This is a genomic window from uncultured Granulicatella sp., assembly GCF_963515095.1.
Taxonomy (GTDB): Bacteria; Bacillota; Bacilli; order Lactobacillales; family Aerococcaceae; genus Granulicatella.
Map to the genome: position 1 here is coordinate 13620 of NZ_CAUPXD010000003.1, position 24502 is coordinate 38121.

The window sequence follows — 24502 nt, forward strand, 5'->3', positions numbered from 1 at the left end:
ATCCTCTTTTGTTTGCCTCATCATTTGGTAAATGAAAGAGGATTTTTGCAAAATATGGAATAGGAAAGGAATGGTTATATATGGGAAAATATGCTTTTAAAACGGGAAATGCTGTGGAAGAATTGCTAAAAAATAGTCAGAAAGATTGGAAAGCTGCAGTCAATCATCGTTTTGTAAAGGAGCTTTTTGAAGGAACGATTGAGGATGAAGTGCTAATAAAATATTTGATTCAAGACTATCATTTTTTTGATGCTTTTTTATCGATGCTAGGGGCTTGTGTGGCACATGCTGACACGCTTGAAGCAAAATTACGATTTGCAAAACAATTAGGATTTTTAGAAGCAGATGAAGATGGCTATTTTCAAAAAGCATTTAAAGAATTAGGAGTGGCAGAAAATGAATATTTAGAAGTAACGTTACATCCTGTGACAAAAGAGTTTCAAAAACTAATGTATTCAGCAGTAGATTCATCTGATTATGCTCAACTTTTAGTGATGTTAGTCATTGCAGAAGGTTTATATTTAGATTGGGGCTCTAAGGAATTACCTCTTCCAGAGAAATATGTTCATCTGGAGTGGATTCATCTTCATAGAGGAGAATTTTTTGAAGAATGGGTTCAATTTCTCGTTAATGAGTTGAATAGAATTTGTAAGGATAAAGGAACTGTTTCAGCACTTCAAGAACGTTGGAATCGTGCAGTGTCTTTAGAGCTAGCGTTTTTTGAAATTGGGTATGAAGGTTAGTTGTTTAGCGTATATAAAAATAAACGGTTAGGATTCTAGAGAGAAGTTATTCCGTGTGTTTGATACTTTAGGAAGGCGCTGTATTCTTTTTATTTGACAGTAGATAAAGGAATTCAGTATACTGTTCATGTAAATCGGTAGGTGAGACTACCATGGAGATACGGATGGCTACCGCAAAGTAGTGGAGACACTATTCGTTGGTTAGCAGTTCCTGTCGTGAAGGCAGAAACTAATGTCATTTCATTGCTCCATGATGTTAAAGCTTGGACGGGGAAATAAGAACTTTGTATTTTAAGGCATCTTGTTACGTCTAAGCACGGAACAAGATGTTTTTCATTTGCCGAAATTTTTCAAAAGGGGTGATTAGAAATGCCGGAACCGGATAGTAAGCAAAATTTAGCAGATGAACAAAGGCGATTGCATGATAATCACCATTGCTTCATCTGACTTAACAAAAGAGGTGAAGTAAAATGAAAACAGCAAAAGAAAGATTTGATTTTGCAATGACAAATTCAGTAGTAGATGTACTAGATTATTTAGAAACTTCTATTACTGGAGTTCGAGAAGAACAAGTGGAGACACTTCGTGAAACTTATGGAGAAAATAAATTAACGAAAGCAAAAGAAGTACCACTTTGGAAGAAAATTTATGAATCGATTATTAATCCATTTACAGTAATTTTATTAGTCATTGCTGTTATTTCGTTAATGACGAATGTGATTTTAGCCAAACCTGGAGAAGAAGATCCGACAACATCCATCATTATTGTTGTTTTAGTCCTAATTTCAGGAGGGATTCGTTTTGTCCAAGAATTAAAAAGTGATAAAGCAGCAAGTAATTTATCTAGCTTAATTGTAAATACGGCTACTGTGATTCGTGATGAAATTCAGCAAGAAATTCCTATTGAAGAATTAGTAGTAGGAGATATGATTAAATTAAGTGCAGGAGATATGTTGCCTGCAGATGCTTTGCTACTTGAAACAAGAGACTTCTTTATCCAACAATCAAGCTTAACAGGTGAAAGTGAATCCATTGAGAAAAAAGCAATGTGGATTCCGTCAGAAGATGAAACTCAAAAAACTGTATTAGAAAGTGAACGCTTTGTATTTATGGGGTCGAATGTCGTGAGTGGTAGTGCACTAGCGGTTATTTTAGTAACAGGAAATGATACGATGATTGGTCGTATTGAAAAGACGTTAAATAATTTTGATGAACCAACAAGTTTTGAAAAAGAAATGAATACAATTTCTTGGTTATTAATTCGTTTAATGTTAGTACTTGTTCCTGTTGTATTTGTGATTAATGGTTTAACCGATAGTGACTGGCTAGAAGCAGGAGTATTTGCGCTCAGTGTTGCGGTTGGGTTAACACCAGAAATGTTACCAATGATTATTACAGCAAGCCTTGCCAAAGGTGCAGTTATTATGGCAAAAGAAAAAGTAGTCATTAAAAAATTAAATGCAATTCAAGATTTGGGCGCTATTGACATTCTTTGTACCGATAAAACAGGAACGTTAACACAAGATGAAATTATTTTGGAATATCCACTAGATATTCATGCGAATCTTGATTTAGGAGTACTAAAAATTGGTTATTTAAATAGTTATTTCCAAACAGGACTTAAAAATTTATTAGACCGTGCCATTATTACACGTACAGAAAAAGAATCAATTGAGCATGAAGATTTACGGGATCTTTCAACTCGTTACAAAAAAATTGATGAATTACCATTTGATTTTGAACGTCGTCGTATGAGTGTGATTGTAAAAGAAGAAACGCAAGAAGGAGCATTATTAGTAACAAAAGGTGCTCTTGAAGAAATGCTAAGTATTTCTTCTTATGTACAAGATGGAAAGGAAATTTATCCAATAACAGAAGAAATCCGTCAAAATATTTTAGAAGCTGTTTCTCAATTAAATGAACAGGGGCTTCGTGTATTAGGAGTTAGTCAGAAATTCTATCCAAATAATTCACATCGATTCGCAGTAGAAGATGAATCCAATATGATTTTAATGGGATATTTAGCGTTCTTAGATCCACCAAAACCTTCAGCAGCACCAGCGATTCAAGCGTTAAAAGAACATGGTGTTATGACAAAAATTTTAACAGGAGATAATGAAAAAGTAACACAAACAGTGTGTGAACGAGTAGGATTACCTGTTGATTATATTTTATTAGGGACAGATATAGAAGAGATGGATGATGCAACTTTAGCGATAGAAGCTGAAAAGACAACTATTTTTGCAAAACTTTCTCCAGAACAAAAGGCTCGCATTATTCGATTATTAAAAGCGAATGGTCATAAAGTTGGATATATGGGAGATGGAATTAATGACGCACCGTCTCTAAAAGTAGCAGATGTAGGTATTTCTGTAGATACAGCAGTGGATATTGCCAAAGAAGTAGCGGATGTCATTCTTTTAGATAAAGATTTATTAGTGTTAGAAAAAGGATTAATTGAAGGTCGTAAAGTATATGCGAACATGACAAAATATATCAAAATGACCGTTTCATCTAATTTTGGAAATATTTTTTCATTATTATTTGCGAGTGTATTTTTACCATTTTTACCAATGGCTCCCGTACATTTAATTGTGCTTAACTTAATTTATGACTTGAGTTGTGTAGCGTTGCCATTTGATAATGTAGATGATGATTTCTTAAAAGAACCACGTGCATGGACTGCTAAATCGATTACAAGATTTATGTCATGGTTAGGACCAACTAGTTCTATTTTTGATATTATTACATTTGCAGTGATGTTCTTTGGAATTGCGCCAATGATTACAGGAAGTAGTTATGCTGAGTCAACAAATCCTGCATTCTTCTTAATGGTTTTCCAAACAGGTTGGTTTATTCAATCCATGTGGACTCAAACAATGGTAATTTATATGCTTCGTTCTCCTAAATTACCATTTATTCAATCAAAACCAGCCTTTTCGTTATTAGTGACATCATTATTTGCGTTATTTATCGTGACAGTATTACCGTATACACCATTAGCAACTTCCCTAAAACTAGCTACTTTAAATGGGATGTATTTCTTAGCTTTAATTTTAATTACAGTAAGCTATATGTTATTAGTAACGATTGTAAAAAAAGTGTATATTAAGAAATATCGTGAATGGTTATAGAAATGAATGTTTATATGATTAGTGACATTTTTACTTGTGTTTGATCATGAGAGGGGCCTTGGATTTGAGAAGTTTGCAATTCGTTTTCTTTTTGGTATAATGAAGATACAAAAAGAGCCGAGCTGCAACTCGACTCTGTGTAGACCGTTAAAAAGACGGTGGCTTGTTTATGATGTTTTAATAACACCGCAAACTATACCCAAGTTTTGTGCGGTGTTATTTTTTTGTCTTGATTTCTATCAGCTTGACAACAAGTGATACTAATGAAACTAGTAAAGTCGCAAAAGAACACACCAATGTCAATGCTTCATAGACTGACAAAATACAACCTCCTTTCGATAGATTTGGAATAGATGCTCATAAGCATCACCTACCTTTATAAGAGATTGCCACCGCCTTAAAACTTTCTACGCGGAGAGTGTACCATAAACGAAATGAAAATAACAGTGAAATGTGTAAAAAATCACGTTGTTATAATAATATTCTTTTGATTATTTTTATTTGTGTTTCATTGAGACATTATCACTTGTGTTTGACACTCTTTTTGAAGTTGATGGTATTTAAGATTTTTATCTCATAGCCATTTTCTTCAGCATCTTGCCACATTCAACGACTATCGTTCCCTTAGGATCTGTAACACAATATGAAGAGTGCATTTGCATTAGGTTCGGCTTTACATAAAATCTCGTTTTTCCTGAACCAGAATCACCTATAACAAGTACATTTTTATTTCTTGCATACTTTGGATTTGCCGGTCTTCCATTTATTGTTAATCGCTCAGTTTGAGTAAGTAAGATATTATTTTGGGACTTTTCATCCACATACGGCTGAATATCTTTTGTCGTTTCCCATGAAGCGTTTTGTCAAGTACCTTTTCTCATTTATTGACGCCTTATTTTGAACAACAAAAAACAGCAAACCTGTTTGATTTGCTGTTAATTAAACTGATACATAATATTAAATGATAACTATCTTTAATACAAAATTTTTGAACGATAGCTATTCCTTCAACTCAAGTCAATCAAATAATTATTTACTAGATAACTTAAATTGCTCTTCTTTCTTATCAAAACTTAGTAAATAGTCTTTTCCTCTTTCAACATTAAGCTCCACTTTTGCAGGGCCCCATGTTGTAGTAACGCTTTTATGTAACACTCCAGGTCTAGTATATGTGTAAGTTACTTCTAAAACAATATCTCCTGGATCTGCACAAACTATATATTTTGCTTTTTCATTAAAAATAGCAGCTTCACCACTGATTACTCTAGCATATAATTGTTTTTGAGTGATTACATTATTTCCGGAAGAAAGCTCAATTTTCACCGCATTAGGATGTACAGCTAACCATTTATTCAAGGCATTTTTGTTCATTTTATTTGACACAAACGAAAAAACAGCCGCTAATATAAAAATTGCAATCACAACATAGGCATATACTCCCATTGAAAAAAATGCTTCTAAATATTTATCCATTTTCATTCTCCTTTTTAATTATTTTTATTAACATCATTTAATTTAATTGTCTTGCTTTTTACTCCAACCACTCCTAAATCTTCAATAAGTTCATTATATTTTCTTTTTCCTAGCGAAGATAAATCAAACATTTCCTTATTACCATCTTCTGTATAAAGATATAAGAAAAACGAGTCATTGTTTCTTTGTTCTGAAGAAATATGAACTTCATTTAGATTATAGTTAAATTCCTTTTTCCCATCGTTTATCGATAAACGATTTCCATTTATAATTACTTTAGTTTTCAATTGCCTAAATATACTTATTACAACCAAAATAATGATGATAGAAGATATAATAATTGCAACTTTATATCCTCCAATTACTCCGGAAATTAAAAATGCAACAAGTGCTCCAAAAATCATTATTATTAAATTATAAATAACCGCAACTAGGCTTCTTCTGTATATTTTCTCCAAAATCAACCATCCTTAAAGTACAATAATGATACTAACGTATATCTAATTTTAAAAACAATATTACGTATAAACTATATATCTTTGTATACAAAATGTCAATCTTAATTTTTCACCATGCACACTCTAAGAAACACAACGTGAAAACTATTTTCTTTGCACTGTTGCAATTTTCAGAAAAGTAGAGTATAATAATATCTGCCGTTAGGCCATATGGCAATAGCGAACATATGAATCGAGTCAGGTCCGGAAGGAAGCAGCTATAAGTATCGTTCGTTATGTGCTGTATGTACATAGAAGAAATTACAGGCTGGGGCTAGTGTTCCAGCCTGTTTTTATAAGTAAGTATTTTGGAATAGATGGAGGAGCTCTCTAGTGAAAAACAAAGGATTCAAAGAGGAAGAAAAGCACTTAGTAGAAGTTCAATCGAAATTTGATGCAAAAATACAATCTGAAAAACAAAGATTAAAAGATGAACATTTAGATCAACAACGTCAAGATTTCATTGATTTTTCAATTCATCAATTAGAAGAACAAAAAGAATCTCCGTATTTTGGAAGAATTGATGTGCAGTTTGAAGGTGAACCAGAAGTGGAAAAAATGTATATCGGTTCATCTACATTTTTTGATGAAGAAAAACAAGTGCAAGTTTATGATTGGCGAGCGCCGATTGCGAGTTTATTTTATGAAGGAACTTTAGGAGATTTAACGTATCAAACTCCTTCAGGAATTCAACATGGACAAGCTTTTTTAAAACGTGATATTGTCATTAAAAAAGGAAAAATTCAATCGGTTTATGATGTTGAAAATGAAGAATCATTATTAATGGAAACATTAAGTGCACCTACGAATCGTGATGGACATTTAGAAGGAATTACAGCAACAATTCAAAAGGAACAAAATGAAATTATTCGCCATAAACAAAAAGATTGGTTAATCGTTAATGGTTGTGCAGGTAGTGGGAAAACAACGATTTTATTACAACGAATTGCGTATTTGATGTACCAATCAAAAGATCAAACGCATAATGATATGTTATTGTTATCACGTAACCAATTATTTGCTAAGTATATTTCACATGTTATTCCAAATTTGACAGGTAGTGAATTATATCAACAAACATTAGCACAACATACAGTAGAATTATTTAAAAAGTTTTTCTTAAATAAAACAACTATGTTAGTACCAACTAAAACGAGAAGAGCGTATTTAACAGATAGTGAATGGGCGGCTCTTATTGCTGAACAATTGCCAGCTTTATCGGTAGCGAATTTATATTTCCGTCCGATTTCAATTAAAGGATTTAGAATTTTTGGTGAAAAAGATTATCAAAAAATTATTGAACAAGTAAATCCTAAATTAACATTATATCAACAATTGGTACAAATTCAGGAAGTGTTAGAAAAGAACTTAAAACGTCGTTTAAATCGTTTTTATGTTTCTGAAGTCGCTAAAAGTGTATATGAAGAAATGTCTCCTATGCAAATTGAAGTATTAATGAAAAATCAAGAATTTAATAGTGAGACAGAATATTATCAAATGCTAGGACAACGAGTATTTGAAAAACAATCACAGGATGCTGAACAACAAGTAGAAATGTTTGCTTTTGTCAATTTTGCTAAACATTTACAAGACTGGATGCCACTAGCAAAACAGCGTAGAGAAGAATTAGGAAAAGTAGATAATGCTCAGTTACCTTTAAAAGATACAGGTGAAGGACGTCTTCAAGTAACAGCAGAAGGAGTAAGAGTGTTACTTTACGTAGCAACAATGATTGCTCCAATTCGTGATTATCAAGGATATACTCACTTATTTATTGATGAAGTTCAAGATGTTTCATTATTATTTATGGCAGCATTATCCAATTATTATTTCCGTGCAAAATTTACAGTAGTAGGAGATACATTCCAATCATTCTCAACAGCTACAACGATTTTCTCTTTAGAAGAACGTCATCCAGAATTAGTAGCAGCCTTTTTCAAAGAACGTGTATTAGAACATCGTTCATTAGAAATTAGTTACCGTTGTACGGCGCAAATTACTCGTTTTGCTAATGGTATTTTAGGTTGGGAATTAGATAAAAATGTCTTTCCACGTACAGGTGAAGAAGTAGGGGTATTTGTTGATGAAGAACCTTCAATTGAACGATTGAAGAAATTAGTTGAAGATACACCTGAATGTTATCATACAAATGCTATTTTCTGCCGTACAATGGACGAAGCAAAAGCTTTACAAAAAGAGTTAGTCGAGTATGATGCTGAATTATTAGAGGATACAAGTGAATCATTAGGTAGTCGATTAGTAGTGACAACGATTGAAGTTGCTAAAGGACTAGAATTTGACCAAGTATTTATTTGGCAAGCTACAAAAGATCGCTATGCAACGATGAAAGAACGCTTTATGTTCTATACAACTTGTACTCGTGCAAAACATCGCTTGAATATTTTAACGACTCCAGATGTGACAAGTTTTATTGCAAACTCTAAAGCACCAATGTCTGTTTTTGGAACATTCCGGTAGTCAAATCTCATAAAAAAATGTAAAATAGTAAAGGATAGAAAACATAACCTACAATTGTAGCGTTGTGTTTTCTTAGTATAAAGTCAAAAGGAGAAGACCGATGGCTTATCAAGCGTTATACCGAAAATGGCGACCACAAAAATTTGAAGATATGGTGGGACAAACTGCAGTTACAAAAACATTGAAAAATGCGATTATCCATCATAAAACAAGTCATGCGTACTTATTTACAGGACCAAGAGGAACTGGGAAAACAAGTGCTGCGAAAATTTTTGCTAAAGCAATTAACTGTTTGAATCCTCAAGATGGAGAACCTTGTAATGAATGTTTATTATGTAAAGGCATTACAGAAGGAACGATTGGGGACGTTATTGAAATTGATGCGGCGAGTAATAATGGGGTAGAAGAAATTCGTGATATTCGAGATAAAGCTCGTTATGCGCCAACTCAAGCAACGTATAAAGTTTATATTATCGATGAAGTGCATATGTTATCAACAGGAGCATTCAATGCTTTATTAAAAACACTGGAAGAACCTCCAAAAAATGTCATTTTTATACTAGCAACGACTGAACCGCATAAAATTCCAGCAACGATAATTTCACGAACACAGCGATTTGATTTTAGAAGAATAACGAATGATGAAATTATTCAAAGACTTCGTTATATTTTAGAGCAAGAAGAGATTGCATATGAAGAAGAAGCACTAAGTGTTATTGCTCGTTGTGCTAATGGTGGAATGCGTGATGCATTAAGTTTATTAGATCAAGTTATTTCATTTAGTGATGATAAAGTGAGTTTTGAACAAGCCATTCAAGTTTCTGGAAGTTTAACGGATGATTTAATGATTGAATTTGTTCGATTATTGACTCAGCAACAAGCACAAGCAGCATTATTACAATTACAAGACTTATTATTGCTAGGAAAAGAAGCATCTCGTTTAATTGAAGAATGGCTAGAATTTTCTAGAGATTTATTAGTTGCTAAGCAAACAGGAGATATGATTGGTAGAAGTGAAGCTTTTGTAGAGTTTGCAAAAGAGGTTGAAGAAGCCTTTTTATATCGCTTTATGGATGCTTTAAATCAAACGCAACAAGAAATGCGATTTACGACAAAACCAACTATTAGTTTAGAAGTCTTTACAATTAAAATGGCACAACCAGTAGTAGCGGTAACTCAGCAAGCAGTTCCAGCTAATCAGGAATATGTCTCACAATTGGAACAACAGTTGCAAAGTTTACAGCAACAGATGTCTCAATTATTACAAGGACAAGGAGTAGTAGCTCCTAAAAAAGTGACATCAACTCCACAGGCAAAAGCAAGTACATATAAACCAAATATTGGTGAAGTGTATAAAGTGCTTGATGCTGCAACTCGTAAAGATTTAATTTTTATTCGAGAATTGTGGGGCGATTTATTACAAATGCTTTCGACCACTCAAAGAGCGTTATTGAAAGCAAGTGAACCTGTAGCAGCTAGTCCAAATGGATTCGTCTTAAAATTCGATTATGAAATTTTATGTCAAAGAGCGCAGGAAAGTGTAGAACTTCATGAAGATATTGCTCGTCATTGTCAAACATTAGCGCAGTATCCGGGGAATTTTGTCAGTGTGACAGGAGAACAATGGGTACAAATTCGACAAGATTATTTACGAGATAAGAAAGAAAAGCAAGAAGCAGAAGGTGTGACTCATGCAACAGAAATGGAAGAGCAACCGACTGATGAAGAAGAAAAAAATGAAGTAGAACAATTAGTTCAAAATACGATTGATTTGTTTGGAGAAGAAATTGTTCATATTTCAGAAGAAACAGAAAACAATTAAGGAGGAATCAACATGCGTGGAATGGGAAATATGCAAGGCATGATGAAACAAATGCAAAAATTACAAAAACAAATGGCACAAGCTCAAGAGGAGTTAAACCAAACAGAATATGTAGGAAGCTCTCAAAGTGACTTAGTACAAGTGACAGTGAATGGAAAACGTCAAGTACTTTCTGTATCGATTAAACCAGAAGCGGTTGATGGAGATGATGTTGAATTATTACAAGACTTAGTATTAATGGCAACAAATCGTGCCTTAGAGCAAGCTGAAAAAGCAAATGAGCAAACAATGGGACAATTTACTAGAGGATTAAATATCCCTGGATTTTAATGAGTTGAGGTGAGAGGATGCAATATCCAGAACCAATTGCTCGATTAATGGATAGTTATATGAAACTTCCTGGAATCGGGGCGAAAACAGCAGCTCGTCTAGCTTTTTTCAGCATGGAAATGCCGGAAGAAGAAGTGATGAATTTTGCCAATGCACTCATTAGTTGTAAACGAGATTTAACGATGTGTTCTGTTTGTGGGAATATTACGCAAGAAGATCCTTGTGAGATTTGCCAAGATGCTTCTAGAGATAGAACCAAAATACTAGTTGTTGAAGATAGTCGAGATGTGATGAGTTTAGAGAGAATGAAGGAATATAAAGGTTTGTACCATGTTCTTCATGGTGTTCTTTCTCCAATGGAAGGGACAGGACCTGATGATATTAATGTGGCTTCTCTTATTCAGCGTCTTCAAGATCCTACTGTAGAAGAAGTGATTATTGCCACTAATGCAACTGCAGAAGGTGAAGCAACTGCGATGTATTTATCTCGTTTAATTAAACCAGCTGGAATTAAAGTGACGCGTTTAGCGCATGGTCTTGCAGTTGGTAGTGATATTGAATATGCAGATGAAATGACTTTATTCAAAGCAATTGAAGGACGAAGAGAGCTGTAATAATGTTATAAAATTACGAATAGACTTCCCTTGTATAGTAGCAGGAGGACGCAAGTAGCCTCGCAAAAGCGAGTCTCATTGGACTAATGCTACTATGGGAAGTCTTTTTTAACTAAAAAATCCTTTTTTGCTTTGATGAAAAATCAAATACAAAAAAGGTCTAAGATTTTTATAACTATTTAATAATCATTACCAAAGAATCTCGCATTGTTTATTAACTGTATCTTGGAATGATTCTACAGGTGCTTCGTTTGTAATAATATAATCAATTACATTGTAATTGGCTAATTTAAAATAGTGACTTGTATGGAATTTAGAAGAATCTGCTAATAATACCGTCAAATCTGAATTAGCAATCATTTGTTGTTTTAGTAAAGCTTGATTATAGTTTGCTTCATAAGAACCAAATCGATCGAGACCTCTACAACTCATGAAACAAATGTCTGCATGAAAATTATTGATAAAATGGTTGGCGAAATCTCCCAATGCTGAATTTGTCCCGTAATCAATGTGGCCACCGCAGAAAAATAAAGTGATATTGTCATAATTATTCAGTTGCCGTGCGATTTCTAGTCCGTTTGTTATCACACGTAAATTTTGTAAATTTGCTAAATATGGAACGAGCATTGCGGCTGTTGATGAACTATCAATAAAAATCGATTGATTATCCGTTAAAAATGTTGAAGCTGTTTCAGCGATATATTTTTTCCCTGAAGTTTCTTCTTGTTTACGACTCTCATAAGTATATTCAACATTGTTTGTTGTTACTAGTCTCACTTCTCCATGAGTTCGAATGATCTTTCCATCTTTTTCTAATTGAATTAAGTCTCTTCTTAAAGTTGAAGTAGAACAGAACATGAGTGATTCCAATTGTATTGTAGAAATCATTTTTCTTTTCGATAAAATATCTAATATTTTTGACATTCGTTCGTAAGAAACCATATTAACCCCTCCTGATATAATACACATTGAATAATTTTGAACACTTTTGAACAAATTATAGCACAAATTTTGGAGAAATTCCAATAGCGCTTTCATGTATTGTATCCGCTTTCTAATATTGGTATGATGAAATCAAGAAATAGATGGTACTATTATGACATTTGATGATCATACCTTCATCTTAACGCCAACAAGTATCAATAAAAATAAGAAGGGGGAAACATTTAAAACAAAAGTTTTAAAAGATAGGAAGTTAAAAAGTCAGGCGTTCAAAATATGGATTGAATGATACTGACAAAAGGTAAAACAAGGAGGAAGGAAAAAATGATACAACATCCACGTATCGGGATTCGTCCTACGATCGATGGCCGTCGTCAAGGGGTTCGCGAATCTTTAGAAGTACAAACAATGAATATGGCCAAAAGTGTGGCAGCTTTGCTAGAGTCAACATTGAAATATCCAGACGGACAACCTGTTGAATGTGTGATTTCACCATCAACAATTGGACGTGTGCCAGAAGCTGCGGCTTCACATGAATTGTTCAAAAAATCAAACGTTTGTGCAACAATCACAGTAACTCCATGTTGGTGTTATGGTAGTGAAACAATGGATATGTCACCTGATATTCCACATGCTATTTGGGGATTCAATGGAACAGAAAGACCAGGAGCTGTATATTTAGCAGCCGTTCTTGCTTCTCATGCTCAAAAAGGAATTCCAGCATTTGGTATTTATGGTAAAGATGTTCAAGAAGCATCTACAACAGAAATTCCAGAAGATGTAAAAGAAAAACTTTTACGTTATGCTCGAGCAGCATTAGCAACTGGATTAATGAGAGACACTGCTTACTTATCAATGGGTAGCGTTTCAATGGGTATCGGTGGTTCAATCGTAGATCCTGATTTCTTCCAAGAATATTTAGGAATGCGTAATGAATCAGTGGATATGACAGAATTTACTCGTCGTATCGACCGTGGTATTTATGACCATGAAGAATTTGAACGTGCTCTAGCTTGGGTAAAAGAAAATGTTAAAGAAGGTTTCGATCGTAACCGTGAAGATTTAGTATTAAGTCGTGAAGAAAAAGATAAACAATGGGAATTTGTTATTAAAATGTTCATGATTGGTCGTGACTTGATGGTTGGTAACCCTCGCTTAGCTGAACTTGGTTTTGAAGAAGAAGCTGTTGGTCACTATGCTTTAGTAGGTGGATTCCAAGGTCAACGTCAATGGACAGACCACTTCCCTAATGGGGACTTTATGGAAACATTCTTAAATACTCAATTTGACTGGAATGGTATCCGTCGTCCTTACATTTTCGCTACAGAAAATGATGCATTAAATGGTGTATCAATGTTATTCAACTACTTATTAACAAATACACCACAAATTTTCGCAGACGTTCGTACTTACTGGAGTCCAGAAGCAGTTGAACGTGTAACAGGACATAAATTAGAAGGTCATGCAGAAAATGGATTCTTACACTTAATTAACTCAGGTTCTTGTACTTTAGACGGTACAGGTCAAGCTACTCGTGATGGAGAAGCTGTTATGAAACCATTCTGGGAATTATCTCAAAATGAAGTAGATGCAATGCTTGAAAATACAGATTTCCCAGCAGCAAACAGAGAATACTTCCGTGGTGGCGGTTACTCAACTCGCTTCTTAACAAAAGGAAATATGCCTGTAACAATGGTTCGCTTAAACTTATTAAAAGGTGTAGGACCAGTATTACAAATTGCTGAAGGTTACACATTAGAATTACCAGAAGAAGTTCACCATACATTAGACAATCGTACAGACCCAGGTTGGCCAACAACATGGTTTGCACCTCGCTTAACAGGAAAAGGCGCATTCAAGTCAGTATACGATGTGATGAACAACTGGGGTGCTAACCACGGTGCAATCTCTTATGGACATATTGGAGCAGATTTAATTACATTAGCTTCTATGCTACGTATTCCAGTAAATATGCACAATGTGGATGAAGAAGATATTTTCAGACCGAAAAATTGGTCATTATTCGGAACAGAAGATTTAGAATCAGCTGATTACCGTGCTTGTCAATTATTAGGTCCAATTCATAAATAAAAGAGGTAACTAGAATGACAAAAACAATTATTTTAGCCTGCGTTGGCGGATTAACAACAAGTATGTTAGTAGAAAGAATTCATGAAGTAATTTATCGTGATAAATTAGATTATTCTTTCTACTCAGTAGGAATTACAGGTGTTGATAATTTAAAAAATGTAGATGTTCTACTATTATCACCTCAATTAGCTTATCTTGAAGAAAAAGCAAAAGCAAACCTTGAAATTCCAGTTGCAGTTATTTCAGATGAAGATTTTGAAAATATGCGTGGAGAAGAAGTTCTTAAACAAGGTATTGAATTATTAGGATAAACTTATGAGTGATACTAAAAAAGCAGAAACAGGACGATTGATGCAACTCATAGTAAAAAGTAGTAAAGTGACAACTTTAGCAATGCAATCCATGAAGAGTGCTCTTGCAGGTGATATATCATCTGCAAGAGAATTACTCGATGAAGCGAAAGTTAAAGGAGTAGAAGCTCACAATATTCAAACAGAAATGATTCAACTAGAAATTAAAGGAGAAGCAAGTGCTCCAACATTACTAGCTGTACATGCACAGGATCACTTTATGAATAGTCACTTACTCGTCGAAATGGTTGGCATCGTCATTGAACAACAAGCACAAATGAAAGCGCTCCAAGAGCGCGTTAACAAACTGGAACAGGTAGGTGAAACGCATGAGTAATCCAGTTATTCTTGAAATGAAGGGAATCGTAAAAAGCTTTGGACCAGTAAAAGCCTTAAAAGGTGTAGATTTCGACTTAAGAGCTGGAGAAGTACACGCCCTAATGGGTGAAAATGGTGCAGGAAAATCCACATTAATGAAAGTTTTAACAGGGATTCATAAACCAAATGAAGGAACGATTCACTATAACGGAAAACAAGTGGAATATTCAAAACCAAAAGAAGCAATGGATGATGGTATTGTTATCGTTCACCAAGAATTAAATATGATGAATGATTTAACAGTAGCACAAAATATTTTCATCGGTCGTGAAGAAATTAGTCAAGGTTTCTTTATTGATGATAATGCTGCAAATAAAAAGGCAAAAGAATTATTCAACTTGTTAAAACTGGATATTAATCCACAAGAAAAAGTGGGTCATTTAACAGTTGGGAAACAACAAATGGTTGAAATTGCAAAAGCGTTATCAATGGATGCAAAAGTAATTGTATTTGATGAACCAACTGCAGCTTTAACAGAATCAGAAATCAATGAATTATTCGTGATTATTGATGATTTACGTCAAAAAGGTGTAGGAATTACTTATATTTCTCACCGTATGGACGAAATTGCTCGTATTACTGACCGTGTAACTGTTATGCGTGACGGTGAATATGTTGGTACAGTAAATACAAAAGACACAACTAAAGATGAAATTATTGCGATGATGGTAGGACGTACAATTTATGAAGATCCAAAAGCAGCATCAGCAGTAGCAGAAGATGCACCAGTAGTCTTAGAAGTTGAACATTTAAATGCAGGAAGTTCTGTAAAAGATGTAAGTTTTGTATTAAGAAAAGGCGAAATCTTAGGATTCTCCGGTTTAATGGGGGCAGGTCGTACAGAAGTAGCACGTTTACTGTTTGGTGCGGATAAAAAAGATAGCGGTACCATTAAAGTTAATGGTAAAGAAGTTGATATTAAATCACCTCAAGATGCTATTCGTGAAGGTATTGGATACTTGTCTGAAGACCGTAAACGTTATGGATGTATCGTGGATATGACAATTGCTAATAATACAGTAATGACAAACTTAGATAAGTATGTACATGGTGGTTTAATTAATGATGCAGAAATTGTTACAGCAAGTGATAAATTTGTTAAATCATTAAGAACTAAGACACCATCCTCAAAACAATTAGTTCGTAACTTATCAGGTGGTAACCAACAAAAAGTTGTTATCGCAAAATGGTTAGAACAAGATAGTGATATTTTAATCTTTGATGAACCAACTCGAGGAATTGACGTTGGGGCAAAAAGTGAGATTTATACATTAATGAACGAGCTAGTTGCTCAAGGAAAATCAATCATTATGATTTCTTCAGAATTAACAGAAATACTACGTATGAGTGACCGTATTGTTGTTATGTGTGAAGGTCGTAAAACAGGAGAACTTGACATTAGTCAAGCAACACAAGAACGTATCTTAGCTTTAGCTACAGATCGATAATTGAAGAGGTGTATAAATATGGAAGAGAGAAACTCCATCTGGACTAAACTAGTAAAAACAGTTGGGCTACAAAAATTAATCGCAATAATCGCATTGATTGTTATTTTCGGATTTTTTGCAATCTCAAGTGAATCATTCCGTTCATTTGATACAGCAGTCAGCATCTTAGATGCATCTTATTACATTGGGTTTTTAGCTATTGGGGTAACATTCGTTATTATCACTGGTGGGATTGACTTATCTATCGGTACTGTAATGATGTGTGCTGCTATTACTGGTGGTGTGCTCCATACAAAAATGGGTTGGCCTTTATGGTTAGCACTTTTAGCAATTTTAGTGATTGGAGGTGTATTCGGATTATTCAACGGAGTATTAATTGCGAAATTTGGTTTACCACCATTCATTGCAACACTTGGTACAATGATGATTTCACGTGGTTTAAGTTCAATCGTATCTAATGTACAAAGTATCACTTTCCCATTACGTGGAACTGGTGAAGGTTGGTATAAAGATTTATTCAGAACGCAAGATAATCTTCCAACAGGGTTGATTGTACTGATTGTTGTAGCACTTTTAGCAGCAGTTGTATTAAATAAAACAAAAGTTGGTCGTTACATTTTCGCAATTGGTTCTAACAAAGAAGCTACAAGACTTTCTGGGGTTAATGTTATCAAATGGGAAGGTACAGCGTATGTTATTAGTGGATTATTAGCTGGTTTAGCTGGTATCGCATATGCAGCAACTTACTCAACAATTCTTCCTGGTACTGGTAACGGTATGGAACTTGATGCAATCGCAGGGGTAGTAGTCGGTGGTACTTCATTAGCCGGTGGTGTTGGTTCAGTAATTGGTACAATTATTGGGGTATTCATCATGTCAGTATTGAAGATTGGTTTACCATATATCGACTTACAACCACACTATCAATTATTCATCACAGGATTTGTTGTAATTGTAGCGGTTTACTCTGATATCTTAATCCGTCAAAACAAGAAAAAATAAGCGTTAAAAAGTATTGAGTGTTTCAAAATTTTAGTATACATCCAAAATGGATAAATAAAAGGAGAGAAATCTTATGAAAAAATCATTGAAATTTGCAATTGCCACTTTTGCTTGTGCTTCTGCAATTTTAGCAGGCTGTTCATCTAAATCAGGTGGTGGATCAGCATCAGGTTCAAAAGGTGGAGATTTTAAAGTTGAAGTAATTGCGAAAGGTTTCCAACATGACTTTTGGAAAGCAGTTAATAAAGGTGCTTCAAAAGCAGCAGATGAATTAGGTGCTAAAATTACATTCGTAGGACCTCAAAATGAAACAGCAATTGCTGAACAATTAGAACAATTAAACAACGCAATTAATAAAAATCCAAAAGCTATTGCATTAGCAGCTTTAGATACAGAAGCTGAATTAGATGCAATTAAACAAGCTCAAAGCAAAAATATTCCAATTATCGGGTTTGACTCAGGGGTACCTGGTGCACCAGAAGGAGCTATTAAAGCAACAGCTTCAACTGACAACCATGCTGCTGGGGGAAATGCTGCAGAAAACTTATTCAAATTATTAGAAAGCAAAGTTGGAGATAAAAAAGCTCGTATTGGGGTTGTTTCTCAAGAAGTGAACTCTCTATCAATCACACAAAGAACAAGTGGTTTCATTGATAAAATGGTTGAATTATTAGAGAAAAAAGGTATTAAAACAGCTGTAGTTGGACATGACAAATTCAAAAACAATGTTGCAGAAGCAGATGCTAAAGTTGTTATCGAAGTTCGTGTTCCTGCACAAGTAGATGATGCTGCTGGTAAAACAGAAGCTTCAACAGTGTTAGAAAAAGAAGATACTATCGCAATTTATGGTTCAAATGAATTTGCTGCTAAAGCAATCATCAACGCAAACGGTGGTTTCAAAGAATCTAAGTTAGGCAAAGATAAAATCTTAGCTGTTGGTTTTGACTCAGGTGCTTTACAACAAGACGCTATCCGTAAAGGTGTATTTGTAGGTTCAGTTACTCAAGACCCAGTTCAAATTGGTTACCAAGCTGTTAAATTAGCAATTGCTTCAGCTAAAGGTGAAACAGTTAAAGACGTAGATACAGGTTCTAAATGGTATGATGCTTCAAACATCGACAAAGAAGATATCAAAGCATTATTATATGAATAAAATTTAAAGAATTTGGAGGAAAAAGCATGAGCTTAATGAAAGTGTTAGCTATTGATTTAGGAGCAAGTTCAGGTCGTGTCATGCAAGCCGTTTACAATGGCAGCTCCCTCCAGTTATCAGAGGTTCATCGGTTCAAAAATGAGCCGGTGAATCTTAACGATGGATTGTATTGGAATTTGTTACACCTATTTGGTGAAATCAAACAAGGAATTAAAAAAGCTTCAAATGATTCTATTCCGATTCGTTCCATTTCTGTTGATACATGGGGAGTGGACTATGCATACTTAGATCACAATGGAGATTTGCTCTATCAACCGCATTGCTACAGAGATAATCGAATGGGGCGTTATGAGGAATCGTTCTATCAATTAATTTCAAAAAATGAATTATTTAAGAAAACAGGAGTTCAACCTGCAACGTATAATACAATCTTGCAAGTTTATTCAGATTTACAAGAAAAACCACAGCTAAAAGAAGTCGTACAAAGAGTTTTGTTTATCCCAGATTTAATTAATTACTTATTAGCGGGTGTTCTTGCAAACGAATATACAATCGCAAGTACGAGTGGGTTACTCGATGTATTCACACAAGATTTTTCAGAAGAAATTTTTGAAAAGCTTGGAATTCCAACCAAATGGTTCTCAAAACCAGTTAAAAATGGATCTGTATTAAGAGATTTATCACCTAGAATTGTTCAAGAATTAAAAGTTGAACCGTTTAAAGTAATTGCAGGAGCTGGACATGATACAGCAGCAGCAGTTTTAGCAATTCCTTATGAAAATGAAAAAGGTACTGTATTTATTTCATGTGGTACTTGGTCATTAGTAGGAATTGAATCTGATAAACCAGTGATTACGGATGAAGCATTTGAATCAGGTCTAACAAATGAAGGATGCTTCGATGGTAAATATAGATTACTTCAAAATACAACTGGCATGTGGATTATCCAAGAATTACAACGTGACTGGAGAAGTCAAGGTGAAGAAGTAAGCTTTGCTGACATGGTACAATTAGCTGAAAAAGTAACGGATAATCAAACATGGATTTATCCAAACGATCCAGTATTTGCTTCACCAGGAGATATGGAAAGTAAAATTAAAGAGTTTTGTAAAGTAACAGGACAAGCTGTTCCTCAAACAAAAGGACATATTGTACGAATTGTAATTGAAAGTTTAGCATTAACTTATTTAGAAACAATTGAACAATTAGAAGACTTAACAAAACAAGAAATGACAACCGTACAAATGGTAGGTGGAGGAATCCAAAACAAACTATTGTGTCAAATTACTGCAAACTTCACAAATCGTCTTGTCATTACAGGACCAGTGGAAGCAAGTGCATTAGGAAATATCCTTTCTCAATTATTGACACTAGAAGTGATTCATTCACGTCAAGAAGCACAAAATCTAATTAAAGCTTCAGAAGTTGTGACTCGTTATGAGCCTCAACCTGTTGAAGGATTTACTAATATTCAACAAAAATTCAAACAAATTAAGAAAGGAATTTCATCATGTTAAAACAAATTCCTAAAATTTTGAGTCCTGATTTAGTGGCATATTTAATGGAAATGGGTCATGGTGATGAGCTGGTAATCGCGGATGCGAATTTTCCAGCTCACCGCATTGGACAACGTGTTGTTCGTATGGACGGACATGGAGTTCCAGTAGTATTAGAAGCAATTCTACAATTATTACCATTAGACACATATAGTTCTTACCAAGCAGGACTTATGCAAGTAGTACCGGGAGATACAACAGTTCCAGTTATTTGGGACGAATATAAAAAATTATTAGAAGAAAGTCATCCAGGTGCAGCGATTAAAGAATTTGAACGTTTTGAGTTTTACGATCAAGCTGAAAAAGCTTATCTAGTCATTCAAACGGGCGAAAGTGCCTTGTATGGCAATATCATTCTTAAAAAAGGTGTTTTATAAACACTAAAAAACACAAAAAATTAATGAAACGAATTTAAGGGGAGAAACATTATGTCAACATTTTATGTACCAGCAATTAACTTAATCGGAAGAGGAGTAGTAAACGAAATTGGTTCTTATGTAAAAGATTTAGGTTACAATAAAGCTTTATTAGTAACGGATAAATTTATCCAATCAAGTGAAATTCTTCCTAAAGTTACAAAACCTTTAGATGAAGCAGGGATTGATTATGTTGTATTCTCAGATGTAGAACCTAACCCAACTTGTAAAAACGTAACAGATGGTGTTAGCGCATTAAAAGAAAATAACTGTGACTTCATTATTAGTTTAGGTGGTGGATCTCCACAAGATGCTGCAAGCTGTATTTCAGTTATCGCAACAAATGGTGGAAAACCTCAAGACTATGAAGGATTACACAAATCAGCTAAAAAAGGTTTACCAGTAGTAGCGATCAACACTACAGCAGGTACTTCAGCAGAAATTACAATTAACTATGTTATTACTGACGAAGAACGTAAAGTTAAAATGGTAATGGTTGATAAAAATAGTTTAGCATTAATCTCAGTTAATGACCCAGAATTAATGGTTTCTAAACCAGCTCCATTAACTGCGGCAACAGGTATGGATGCTTTAACTCACGCTGTTGAAGCATTAGTAACACCAGGTGCTTATGGAGTAACTAAAAAATTATCAATTGGTGCAATTGAATTAATTAAAGAATACTTACCACGTGCTGTAAAAGACGGTCATGATATCGAAGCTCGTGAAGGAATGGTAAATGCTATCTTCTTAGGTGGTATGTCATTCAACAACGCAGGTTTAGGTTATGTTCACTCAATGGCTCACCAATTAGGTGCGGTTTATAAATTACCACACGGTGTATGCTGTGCAATGTTATTACCAGTTATTGAACGTGAAAATGCAAAACGTGTTCCTGCAGCATTCCGTGATGTAGCTAAAGCTTTAGGATTAGATCCAGCAGGTAAATCAGATGAAGAATGTGCAGCTTATGCTATTAAAGAAATTGAAACATTATCTGAAACTGTAGGTATTCCTAAGAAATTAACTGAATTAGGAATTGAAGAAAAAGACTTTGATTTCGAATATCTATCTAAAAATGCGTTAATCGATGCTTGTGCACCTGGTAACCCATTCATGCCAACATTAGAAGAAACAATTGCTTTCTATAAAGAATTATTCTAATGATTAATAAGTTTTAAATCTTAATGTCCCTTTATAGGGGCATTTTTTAGTTTGAAAAGCATTTAGAAGTATATTTTGAAGAAACAATAAAAGAGGAAGTCAAAAAATATCCTATTTTTAAATAGGATATTTTTGTATAATATTCTTATAAGATTAATAGATAAAGTTAAAAATTGGAAAGGATAAGTTTAATGAAAAAAAGTAAATTGTATATATTAATATATTGTTTTGTAATGATATTTATTTTAGCTATTGTTAATTATAAACAAGTATTTTCCGAAAATATAGGCAATCAATTTGTTAATCTTGTAAAAAATGGTACTTTTAAATTTACTGTAACGAACGATGAATTTTTAATAAAGCAGAAGGAGAAAATGAATTCTAAGTATACTGAAACAAAAAGTTTTCAGCTTGATAAATCTATTACACTAAATAGTAATAAGCGATGGTTATTAAATTCAGACTATACATACAAAATAAGAGACGAACGTATTGCTTCATTGGAGGATGGTTTTGTAGTTCCAAGAAATATAGGGAAAACAGAATTAGTAGTTAGTTCTCCAGGAAGAAAAGATAAAATAGTAACATTAGTTGTTGAGGAGGATAATCAAACTTTTCTCCAACTCTTACAAAAATGGAATTCGATTATTTTAGGCCTAGAATATTTTAATACTGACAATAGTCGTATGAATAAAATTTTTGAACAAAATGAAATAGAGATAACAACATATCTTGAAAAAATCCAGAAAGATGATAAGAAAATTTGGGATGATTTAGCTGATTATTCAAAATCAGCTAATTTAACGAAAACTTATCGTCGTCTTGAACAAATTGCAAAATCAGTTACAAATCCAAAATCTAAATACTACAATGATAAGGAAGTCATAAGTACAGTAAAACGTAGTATGAAGTTAATGGAAGATAATTATTATAATGAAAACACTGAATCAAAAGGTAATTGGTGGGATTATGAAATTGGTGCTCCAAGAGCTATTAATAATATTTTAACCATTATGAATCAATATTTTAGTAAAGAAGAAATTGTGAAACTATTACTCCCAATTTCTAAAATGGTACCTGACCCTTCAAAAATAATGGTAAGCCAAAATAGAGGGAAAAAAGCTTTTGGAGGAAATCTTTCTGATTTAGGAAAAGTAAAAGTTATTGAAGGAATTTTATTAGAGGATAACGAAAAATTAGAAGTAGCGATTAATACTGTGAGTAATGTCTTAGAGGTGGTTTCTGAAGGAGAAGGATTTCACTATGATGGTTCGTATGTAGATCACACCAATATAGCGTATACAGGAGCTTATGGAAATGTATTAATAGATGGATTCTCTCAATTACTTCCAATTATCCAAACTAGTCCATATAAAATTGAACAAAATAAACTAAAAATTTTATATAACTGGATTCATGAAGGTTTTCTACCGTTAATTTATAGAGGCGAATTGATGGATATGACCAGAGGAAGATCACTTAGTAGAAAATCCCAATCTGCCCATATTGCTGCAGTTGAAGTATTAAGAGGTATTTTGAGAATTGCTGAAGTAAGTGAACCATCTGAAAAAAATAAGTTACAAGAAATTGTAAAAAACATTATTCAATCAGATAATTATTATGATACATTCTTATCGTTAAAATCATTCTATGATGTGTATCTTTTTGAAACTCTTTTATCGAATAATATGGTGGGAGAAATTGAAAGAAATACTTATTTAAAATTGTATAATGATATGAATAAAGTTGCCTACTACAATAAAGAACATGGCTTTGCTTTTGGAATTAGTATGCATTCTGATAAGATTCAAAATTATGAGTTTATGAATAAGGAAAATGCCAAAGGATGGTATACAAGTGATGGCGTTTCTTATTTATATAATGATGACTTGAGTCATTTTAGTGATGATTACTGGGCTACAGTTGATCCGTATAAGTTGCCTGGGATAACAGAAAATAATAAAGCAAGAGAAAAAGGTTTAGGAATGACAACAATGAAAAATTCATTTGTTGGTTCTACTTCTTTAAATAAAAAATTCGGAACAGTAGCAATGGATTTTTCAAATTTAGATAATACAATGAGTGCTAAAAAATCTTGGTTTATCTTAGGAGACCGAGTAGTATTCTTAGGTTCGGGAGTAAAGGATGCAAGTGGCACAAATGGATATACTGTTATTGAAAATAGAAAGATTAAAAGAAATTCTAAAAACTGTAGTATGGAGAAAGAAGATTACAAGGTAATTGTGGATGGTAAAGAGAAAACAGTAGATAGTAATGAAATGGAATTACAAGCAAATAATATTTTCCTAAAATCTTCCAATAAAGAAATGAATATTGGATACAAATTTTTAAACACAACTTCATTAAATCTGAAAAAAGAAACAAGAAGTGGTACTTGGAAAGATATCAATGAAAGTCAAAGTAATAAGAGTGTAGAAAATACATTTTTAAAAATTGTACAACCACATGATATGGTTAGAAATAGTTATGCCTACGTTCTTTATCCGAATAGAGATGAAAAAGAATTTGCAGAAGAAGTCAGCAGAGAAGAGATTACTGTAATTGAGAATTCAGAAACGAATCAAGTTATTTATGACAAACTAAATAATACTTATGGGGTTGTTAAATATGATGATTCTGAGTTGAAATTGGAAGATAATCTTATTTTAAAAGAAAAAGGAATATATACTATTCAAAAAGAATTGAATAAGTTAAAAATAGCATTCTTCAATCCTACTAATATTGATGCTCAATTAAATGAATTAAAGGTCAGTCAATATGCGTTAAAACAAGTGATTGAACCATCTGTAGAAGATAGAGTAAGGTATTTGACTTATGAATTAAAAATAGTTAAAAATTAGAAAATAAGAGTGAAATAGAAGATATTTCAAAGGCTGTTACGAACAAAAGT

Annotated in this window: 20 protein-coding genes, 1 other RNA gene, 1 pseudogene and 1 riboswitch; of the genes and pseudogenes, 17 read left to right on the top strand and 5 right to left on the bottom strand. The window is 33.5% G+C overall.

What is annotated here, in order from left to right; all coding sequences use genetic code 11:
• Positions 1-80: 80 nt before the first annotated feature.
• Together RWL86_RS01410 and mgtA are read left to right on the top strand one after the other, a co-directional pair.
• Positions 81-743 (top strand): TenA family protein, encoded by a 663-nt coding sequence (locus RWL86_RS01410; RefSeq protein ID WP_314076830.1) that lies wholly within the window; start codon positions 81-83, stop codon positions 741-743.
• 126 nt (positions 744-869) lie between these two features.
• Positions 870-1025: riboswitch (M-box (ykoK) riboswitch) on the top strand.
• Positions 1026-1213: 188 nt separating this feature from the next.
• Positions 1214-3877 (top strand): magnesium-translocating P-type ATPase, encoded by a 2664-nt coding sequence (mgtA, locus tag RWL86_RS01415; RefSeq protein ID WP_314076831.1) that lies wholly within the window; start codon positions 1214-1216, stop codon positions 3875-3877.
• 216 nt (positions 3878-4093) lie between these two features.
• Here mgtA and RWL86_RS08415 read toward each other — a convergent pair whose 3' ends face one another.
• From RWL86_RS08415 to RWL86_RS01430, 4 genes and pseudogenes are all read right to left on the bottom strand, one after another.
• Positions 4094-4198, bottom strand: coding sequence for a putative holin-like toxin (locus RWL86_RS08415; protein WP_399534240.1), 105 nt, complete (start codon positions 4196-4198; stop codon positions 4094-4096).
• A 207-nt stretch (positions 4199-4405) separates the two neighbouring features.
• Positions 4406-4737 (bottom strand): annotated as a pseudogene (locus RWL86_RS01420) (type IV secretory system conjugative DNA transfer family protein); the annotation flags it as partial.
• A 169-nt stretch (positions 4738-4906) separates the two neighbouring features.
• Complete coding sequence (locus RWL86_RS01425; RefSeq protein ID WP_314076832.1) at positions 4907-5350, bottom strand: hypothetical protein; 444 nt, start codon at positions 5348-5350, stop codon at positions 4907-4909.
• A 14-nt stretch (positions 5351-5364) separates the two neighbouring features.
• Entirely contained in the window at positions 5365-5808 is a 444-nt protein-coding gene (locus RWL86_RS01430; RefSeq protein ID WP_314076833.1) for a hypothetical protein, read from the bottom strand.
• Positions 5809-6007: 199 nt separating this feature from the next.
• On the opposite strand from RWL86_RS01430, the gene ffs reads away from it, so the two are divergent.
• The 5 genes from ffs to recR all read left to right on the top strand — a co-directional run bounded on the left by ffs (position 6008) and on the right by recR (position 11091).
• Positions 6008-6107: signal recognition particle sRNA small type (ffs, locus tag RWL86_RS01435), an RNA gene on the top strand.
• 73 nt (positions 6108-6180) lie between these two features.
• Positions 6181-8325 carry a UvrD-helicase domain-containing protein gene (locus tag RWL86_RS01440; protein WP_314076834.1) on the top strand — a complete coding sequence of 715 codons (2145 nt, stop codon included), beginning with the start codon at positions 6181-6183 and terminating at the stop codon, positions 8323-8325.
• A gap of 100 nt (positions 8326-8425) precedes the next feature.
• Positions 8426-10147, top strand: coding sequence for a DNA polymerase III subunit gamma/tau (gene dnaX / locus RWL86_RS01445; protein WP_314076835.1), 1722 nt, complete (start codon positions 8426-8428; stop codon positions 10145-10147).
• A gap of 12 nt (positions 10148-10159) precedes the next feature.
• Positions 10160-10477, top strand: coding sequence for a YbaB/EbfC family nucleoid-associated protein (locus RWL86_RS01450; protein WP_006703354.1), 318 nt, complete (start codon positions 10160-10162; stop codon positions 10475-10477).
• Positions 10478-10494: 17 nt separating this feature from the next.
• Positions 10495-11091 carry a recombination mediator RecR gene (gene recR / locus RWL86_RS01455; RefSeq protein ID WP_006703355.1) on the top strand — a complete coding sequence of 199 codons (597 nt, stop codon included), beginning with the start codon at positions 10495-10497 and terminating at the stop codon, positions 11089-11091.
• A 189-nt stretch (positions 11092-11280) separates the two neighbouring features.
• On the opposite strand, the gene RWL86_RS01460 is transcribed toward recR, so the two are convergent.
• Complete coding sequence (locus RWL86_RS01460; protein WP_314076836.1) at positions 11281-12033, bottom strand: DeoR/GlpR family DNA-binding transcription regulator; 753 nt, start codon at positions 12031-12033, stop codon at positions 11281-11283.
• A 324-nt stretch (positions 12034-12357) separates the two neighbouring features.
• Between RWL86_RS01460 and RWL86_RS01465 the strand changes: the two genes are divergently transcribed.
• From RWL86_RS01465 to RWL86_RS01510, 10 genes are all read left to right on the top strand, one after another.
• The gene (locus RWL86_RS01465; protein WP_314076837.1) at positions 12358-14124 is read left to right on the top strand and encodes an L-fucose isomerase; all 1767 of its coding nucleotides are present in this window, start codon (positions 12358-12360) and stop codon (positions 14122-14124) included.
• 14 nt (positions 14125-14138) lie between these two features.
• Entirely contained in the window at positions 14139-14435 is a 297-nt protein-coding gene (locus RWL86_RS01470) for a PTS sugar transporter subunit IIB (protein WP_314076838.1), read from the top strand.
• A gap of 4 nt (positions 14436-14439) precedes the next feature.
• On the top strand, positions 14440-14811 hold the full coding sequence (locus RWL86_RS01475; protein ID WP_314076839.1) for a PTS lactose/cellobiose transporter subunit IIA: 372 nt from the start codon (positions 14440-14442) through the stop codon (positions 14809-14811).
• A complete protein-coding gene (locus RWL86_RS01480; RefSeq protein ID WP_314076840.1) occupies positions 14804-16300 on the top strand; it encodes a sugar ABC transporter ATP-binding protein in 1497 nt (498 codons plus the stop codon). Before RWL86_RS01475 ends, RWL86_RS01480 begins: the two co-directional genes overlap by 8 nt.
• Before the next feature lie 18 nt (positions 16301-16318).
• Entirely contained in the window at positions 16319-17302 is a 984-nt protein-coding gene (locus RWL86_RS01485; RefSeq protein ID WP_314076841.1) for an ABC transporter permease, read from the top strand.
• Between the two features lie 73 nt (positions 17303-17375).
• Entirely contained in the window at positions 17376-18455 is a 1080-nt protein-coding gene (locus RWL86_RS01490) for an ABC transporter substrate-binding protein (protein WP_314076842.1), read from the top strand.
• 26 nt (positions 18456-18481) lie between these two features.
• Positions 18482-19972: a rhamnulokinase family protein gene (locus RWL86_RS01495; RefSeq protein WP_314076843.1), complete on the top strand. Its 1491-nt coding sequence runs from the start codon at positions 18482-18484 to the stop codon at positions 19970-19972.
• Complete coding sequence (locus tag RWL86_RS01500) at positions 19966-20388, top strand: RbsD/FucU domain-containing protein (protein WP_314076844.1); 423 nt, start codon at positions 19966-19968, stop codon at positions 20386-20388. The genes RWL86_RS01495 and RWL86_RS01500 overlap by 7 nt, the downstream gene beginning before the upstream one ends.
• Positions 20389-20439: 51 nt before the next feature.
• Positions 20440-21591, top strand: coding sequence for an iron-containing alcohol dehydrogenase (locus RWL86_RS01505; protein WP_314076845.1), 1152 nt, complete (start codon positions 20440-20442; stop codon positions 21589-21591).
• A gap of 374 nt (positions 21592-21965) precedes the next feature.
• Positions 21966-24452 carry a polysaccharide lyase 8 family protein gene (locus RWL86_RS01510; protein WP_314076846.1) on the top strand — a complete coding sequence of 829 codons (2487 nt, stop codon included), beginning with the start codon at positions 21966-21968 and terminating at the stop codon, positions 24450-24452.
• The last annotated feature ends 50 nt before the right edge of the window (positions 24453-24502 follow it).

Coding starts and splice junctions, on each gene's coding strand:
- RWL86_RS01410 (WP_314076830.1), top strand. CDS start 81: ATGGGAAAATATGCTTTTAAAACGGGAAATGCTGTGGAAGAATTGCTA.
- mgtA (WP_314076831.1), top strand. CDS start 1,214: ATGAAAACAGCAAAAGAAAGATTTGATTTTGCAATGACAAATTCAGTA.
- RWL86_RS01425 (WP_314076832.1), bottom strand. CDS start 5,350: ATGGATAAATATTTAGAAGCATTTTTTTCAATGGGAGTATATGCCTAT.
- dnaX (WP_314076835.1), top strand. CDS start 8,426: ATGGCTTATCAAGCGTTATACCGAAAATGGCGACCACAAAAATTTGAA.
- RWL86_RS01450 (WP_006703354.1), top strand. CDS start 10,160: ATGCGTGGAATGGGAAATATGCAAGGCATGATGAAACAAATGCAAAAA.
- recR (WP_006703355.1), top strand. CDS start 10,495: ATGCAATATCCAGAACCAATTGCTCGATTAATGGATAGTTATATGAAA.
- RWL86_RS01460 (WP_314076836.1), bottom strand. CDS start 12,033: ATGGTTTCTTACGAACGAATGTCAAAAATATTAGATATTTTATCGAAA.
- RWL86_RS01465 (WP_314076837.1), top strand. CDS start 12,358: ATGATACAACATCCACGTATCGGGATTCGTCCTACGATCGATGGCCGT.
- RWL86_RS01470 (WP_314076838.1), top strand. CDS start 14,139: ATGACAAAAACAATTATTTTAGCCTGCGTTGGCGGATTAACAACAAGT.
- RWL86_RS01475 (WP_314076839.1), top strand. CDS start 14,440: ATGAGTGATACTAAAAAAGCAGAAACAGGACGATTGATGCAACTCATA.
- RWL86_RS01480 (WP_314076840.1), top strand. CDS start 14,804: ATGAGTAATCCAGTTATTCTTGAAATGAAGGGAATCGTAAAAAGCTTT.
- RWL86_RS01485 (WP_314076841.1), top strand. CDS start 16,319: ATGGAAGAGAGAAACTCCATCTGGACTAAACTAGTAAAAACAGTTGGG.
- RWL86_RS01490 (WP_314076842.1), top strand. CDS start 17,376: ATGAAAAAATCATTGAAATTTGCAATTGCCACTTTTGCTTGTGCTTCT.
- RWL86_RS01495 (WP_314076843.1), top strand. CDS start 18,482: ATGAGCTTAATGAAAGTGTTAGCTATTGATTTAGGAGCAAGTTCAGGT.
- RWL86_RS01500 (WP_314076844.1), top strand. CDS start 19,966: ATGTTAAAACAAATTCCTAAAATTTTGAGTCCTGATTTAGTGGCATAT.
- RWL86_RS01505 (WP_314076845.1), top strand. CDS start 20,440: ATGTCAACATTTTATGTACCAGCAATTAACTTAATCGGAAGAGGAGTA.
- RWL86_RS01510 (WP_314076846.1), top strand. CDS start 21,966: ATGAATTCTAAGTATACTGAAACAAAAAGTTTTCAGCTTGATAAATCT.